Source organism: Synechococcus sp. WH 5701 (assembly GCF_000153045.1).
Classification (GTDB): Bacteria; Cyanobacteriota; Cyanobacteriia; order PCC-6307; family Cyanobiaceae; genus Regnicoccus_A; species Regnicoccus_A antarcticus.
Genome location: NZ_AANO01000103.1, coordinates 1 through 1,277 on the forward strand (window position 1 = coordinate 1; position 1,277 = coordinate 1,277).

Sequence of the window (1,277 nt, forward strand, 5' to 3'; positions counted from 1 at the left end):
AACCTCTCCAGGAAATCAGGAACATGAAACCTGTCGCCCATACCAGGTGACCGAACAGGAACATCCAAGACCAAACGGCAAGGTTGTTGCTGCCAAAGGGGTTATACCCATTGATCAACTGGGAGGAATTCAGCCACAGGTAGTCGCGGAACCAACCCATGAGATAGGTGCTGGACTCGTTGAACTGAGCAACGTTGCCAGACCAGATCGCAAGGTGCTTCCAGTGCCAGTAGAAGGTGAGCCAACCCACCGTGTTCAAAGCCCAGAACACCGCGAGGTAGAACGCATCCCAAGCTGAGATGTCGCAGGTACCGCCACGGCCAGGGCCATCACAAGGGAAGGAGTAGCCGAAGTCTTTCTTGTCTGGCATCAGCTTGGAACCACGGGCATCCAACGCACCCTTCACAAGGATGAGGGTTGTGGTGTGGAGACCAAGAGCGATGGCATGGTGCACAAGGAAGTCACCAGGGCCAATCGGCAGGAACACATCGGTGTTGCCATTGATTGCCCCCATCCAACCGTCCATGTAAGCGGCATTGGCATTGGCAGCAGCGCCTCCAGCATTGGAGAGCAGCACGTCAAAGCCATAGATCGCTTTACCGGAAGCGGCTTGAACAAACTGGGCAAACACGGGCTCCACCAGGATCTGCTTCTCAGGTGTACCGAAGGCAACAACAACGTCGTTATGGACGTAGAGGCCCAAGGTATGGAACCCGAGGAAAAGAGATACCCAGCTCAAGTGGCTAATGATCGCTTCCTTGTGTTCGAGCATCCGAGCCAGGACGTTGTCCTTGTTGGCTTCGGGGTCGTAATCACGAATGAAGAAGATCGCACCGTGAGCGAAGGCACCGCACATCAAAGCGATGGCGATGTACTGGTGGTGGGTGTAGAGCGCTGCCGAGGTTGTGTAGTCCTTCGCGATGAAGGCATACGACGGCATCGCGTACATGTGCTGCGCCACCAAACTGGTCACCACGCCAAGAGAGGCGAGGGCCAAGCCCAACTGGAAGTGAAGGCTGTTGTTGATGGTGTCGTACAGGCCTTTATGGCCAGCACCCAAGTCCCCAGGAGTGCCCTTGGGGGGGATTGTGGGTCTCGAGGATCTCCTTAATGGAGTGACCGATACCGAAATTGGTGCGGTACATGTGACCGGCAATCACGAATAAGCAACCAATCGCCAAATGGTGATGGGCAATATCCGTGAGCCAAAGAGCTTCTGTTTGAGGGTGAAAACCACCCAAGAAGGTCAAAATCGCAGTACCAGATCCTTCTGCACT

At 54.8% G+C, this 1,277-nt stretch carries 1 pseudogene; it reads right to left on the bottom strand.

The window, feature by feature from the left end:
• Nucleotides 1–1,277 (bottom strand): annotated as a pseudogene (gene psaB, locus WH5701_RS00620) (photosystem I chlorophyll a apoprotein A2); the annotation flags it as partial.